Source organism: Polaromonas sp., from assembly GCF_030689685.1.
Taxonomy (GTDB): domain Bacteria; phylum Pseudomonadota; class Gammaproteobacteria; order Burkholderiales; family Burkholderiaceae_C; genus Polaromonas.
In genome coordinates, this window is the sequence record NZ_JAUYEY010000083.1 from 1 (window position 1) to 3,554 (window position 3,554).

The window sequence follows — 3,554 nt, forward strand, 5'->3', positions numbered from 1 at the left end:
CAGCGCGCGCAGCGTCACGTGCCAAGCTCGATCACAACGCTGCGCCTGCTGCTGAGCGTCGCACTCGCAAGCGCCCTGGGTCATTGCCCGCATTGCCATTGGATAAGTCCGAGACTAAACTTATGACACAGTAAGATTAGCCGCCCGACGGGTGATCTGCTGCATCACAGGGCATCACCGCCCTCTGGCTTTTCATTCCTTGACAAACCAGACACAACAATACACACGGGCAGACGCGACAATCCGCGGCAACGTGAACTTTTACAGCCCTTTCCACTCAGTTTTGTCCATGAAACGCTGGGTCCTCCTCGCCTCCATCGCCCTCGCCCTGATCATTGCCGTCCTCGCCGGCTGCAGCACCCTCGACGAACGCCAGCGCGCCTGGATCTTCCAGCCCAGCGACCGGACCTGGGGCGGCGGCCTGGCGGCAGCCGAAGGCATGGACGATGTCTGGATCAGCCTGCTGGCCGAATCGAGCGGCGAGGAAGCTGCCAAACTGCACGGCCTGTGGCTGCCCGCCGAGCAACCCGATGCCCCGGTGCTGCTCTACCTGCACGGCGCGCGTTTCAACGTGACCGGCTCGGCCCCGCGCATGCGCCGCATGCAGGAACTCGGGTTTTCGGTGCTGGGCGTGGACTACCGGGGCTTCGGTAAAAGCACGCCGGCCCTGCCCTCCGAAGAAACCGCCTACCAGGACGCCCGCGCGGCCTGGGACTGGCTGGCGCAAAAATACCCGGACCGGCCGCGATATGTGTTTGGCCACTCGCTGGGCGGCCCCATCGCCATTCACCTGGCCACCGAGGTCAAGGATGAAAGTGGCACGATTGTCGAAGGCGCCTTCACCTCGATTGCCGACGTGATCGGCACGTCCAAATGGGGCTGGGTGCCGGTGTCGCTGCTGATCACCCAGCGTTTCGAAGCTGCCCGCAAGGTCGGCAAGATCGGTTCGCCGCTGCTGGTGGTGCATGGCGGCGAGGACCGCCTGATCGCGCCCAGCCTGGGACGCAAGCTCTACGAAGCCGCAGCCCAGCCCAAGCGCTTTGTACTGGTCGAAGGCGGCTCGCACCACAACACCAACTCGGTCGGCCAGGCCCAGTACCGGCAGGCGCTGGCGGAGCTGTTCAGCCTGAAATAAGCGCCTTGATCTGCTACGCTCAGATCAATGTCTGTCACCCCGCCCGCCGCGCTGTCCTCCCCCGCCGCCGCCCCTGCCATGTCACCGTCTCTGGTGGTGCTGGTGCTGTCCCTGCTGCTGGGCATCCAGCCCATCACCACCGACCTTTACCTGCCGGCCCTGCCGGCGCTGACCGACGGTTTTGGTGCGCCCATGGCGCAGGCACAGCTCACGCTCAGCGCGCTGCTGCTTGCCTTTGGTGTGTCGCAACTGTTCTGGGGTCCGCTGTCGGACCGTTTCGGCCGCCGACCCATCCTGCTGTGGGGCCTGGCCGCTTATGTGGTTGCGGCCATCGGCAGCGCGCTGGCGCCTTCGATGGCGCTGCTGGTGGTCTGGCGCATCGTGCAGGGTGCGGCCATGGGTGCCGGCGTGATGTGCGCACGCGCCATCGTGCGCGACCTCTACACGCCGATGGCCGGCGCCCGCGCCATGTCGCGCGGGCTCACCGGCCTGGGCGTGATCGCCTGCCTGAGCGCGCCGTTGGGCGGCCTGCTGTCGGATGTTTTCAATTGGCGCGCCGCGTTGCTGGCGCTGGCGGTGTTCGGCGCGGTGTCGCTGGCCGTGATTGCGCTGCGCTTCGAGGAGACCCTGGTCCTGAAGAACCCGCGCGCGCTGGAGCCGCACATGCTGACACGCACCTGGTTAACGATTGTGCGCAACCCGACTTTTGTGGCTTTCTCGCTGCTGTCCACCGCGTCCTACGGCGGCCTCTTCACCTTCCTGGCGTCATCGTCCTTTGTGTTCATCGGCGTGCTGGGCCTGAACAAGACGCAGTACGGCCTGCTGATGTTTTCCATGTCCTTTGTCTACATTCTCGGCACCTTTGCCTGCCGGCGCCTGCTGCCGCGTTTCGGTGTGCGGCGCTCCGTCGCCATGGCGGCGGTGCTGACCCTGGCCGGCGGCCTGCTGACCGCCGCGCTGGCGTGGGTCGGCGTGCGCTCGGTCTGGGCCATCCTGTTGCCTTTTTATCTGTTCATCCTGGCACACGGCGTGCACCAGCCTTGCAGCCAGAGCGGCGCGGTCGGGCCTTTCCCCGGCGCTGCCGGCGCTGCCTCGGCGCTCAATGGTTTCCTGATGATGCTTGCCGCCTTTGCCATGGGCGGCTGGCTGGGGGCGCACATGGACGGCACGGTGTTTCCCATGGTCCACGGCATCCTGTTCTGGAGCGTGGGTATCGCCCTCACCGCCTGGACGCTGGTGCAGAAATACGGTGAACCGGTGGTGACACCGCTACCGCAGCGCCCATGACGCAAGCACGCTGGATCGGGATTGCCGGTCCCACAACCTCGGGCAAAACCGCTGCGGCGCTGGCCATCGCTGCGCAACAGCCAGTGGAGATCATCAGCGTCGATTCCGCCCTGGTGTATCTCGGCATGAACATCGGCACCGCCAAACCCTCGCCCGCCGAGCTGGCCGCAGTGCCGCACCACCTGATCAATATCCGCGACCCGCTGCAGGCTTACAGCGCGGCCGAGTTCGTCGCCGACGCCACGCGGCTGATCGGCGAGATCAACGCGCGCGGCAGGCTGCCGCTGCTGGTTGGCGGCACCATGCTGTACTTCAAGGCGCTGCGCGACGGGCTGGACGACATGCCGGCGGCCGACCCGGCCACGCGTGCCGCGCTGGAAGCCGAGGCGCTGACCAAGGGCTGGCCGGCCCTGCATGCCGAGCTCGCGGTCACCGATCCGGTGACGGCAGCGCGGCTGGCGCCGAATGACTCGCAGCGCATCTCACGCGCGCTCGAGGTGTTTCGTGTGTCGGGCCAGCCCTTGTCTTTTTTCCAGAAGCAGAACGCTATCGAAAAAGGAGCTGTCAGCCCATATACAGCAAGGGCTGAAGCCCTTATTTCTCTTGAACCGCAGGACCGGGCGTGGCTGCATGCGCGCATCGCGCAGCGTTTCGACAGCATGCTCGCCGGTGGTTTCATCGACGAGGTGAAAGCCTTGCGTGCGCGCGGCGATTTGCATCCGGACCTGCCCTCGATGCGCTGTGTCGGTTACCGCCAGGCCTGGGAGTTCTTGGACGCGCACGAGGCGCGTGGTCTGAATGCCGACTGGCCGATGGCAGAACTGCGCGAGCGCGGCATCGCCGCCACGCGCCAGCTCGCCAAGCGCCAGATCACCTGGCTGCGCTCCATGCCGGACCGCCACGTCGTCGCCTGTGATGGGCCCTATGCGCTGCAGCAGGTGCTGAATGCCGTGGCGACACTGAAGCCCGGAAAAATATCCCGATGACACACGCCCTGTTTGTCGCAAAACTTCCTAGGAGCCTGGGCGGCAGAAGGAACGTCGGCTGCAAAGCGGCCGCGACGGTCCATTTTTCACCGGCTTTTTGCCCCATAGCTACGGCTATGAGGCTGCAAACCCGGCAAAAACTGTCC

At 65.7% G+C, this 3,554-nt stretch carries 3 protein-coding genes; all 3 read left to right on the forward strand.

What is annotated here, in order from left to right; all coding sequences use genetic code 11:
- Positions 1-289: 289 nt before the first annotated feature.
- Genes Q8O29_RS17865 through miaA form a run of 3 tightly spaced genes read left to right on the forward strand, consistent with a single transcriptional unit; the run spans position 290 to position 3,408 of the window.
- Complete coding sequence (locus tag Q8O29_RS17865; RefSeq protein ID WP_305565256.1) at positions 290-1,135, forward strand: alpha/beta hydrolase; 846 nt, start codon at positions 290-292, stop codon at positions 1,133-1,135.
- A 27-nt stretch (positions 1,136-1,162) separates the two neighbouring features.
- Complete coding sequence (locus Q8O29_RS17870; protein ID WP_305565258.1) at positions 1,163-2,422, forward strand: multidrug effflux MFS transporter; 1,260 nt, start codon at positions 1,163-1,165, stop codon at positions 2,420-2,422.
- Positions 2,419-3,408, forward strand: coding sequence for a tRNA (adenosine(37)-N6)-dimethylallyltransferase MiaA (gene miaA / locus Q8O29_RS17875; protein ID WP_305565260.1), 990 nt, complete (start codon positions 2,419-2,421; stop codon positions 3,406-3,408). Before Q8O29_RS17870 ends, miaA begins: the two co-directional genes overlap by 4 nt.
- Positions 3,409-3,554: the final 146 nt, after the last annotated feature.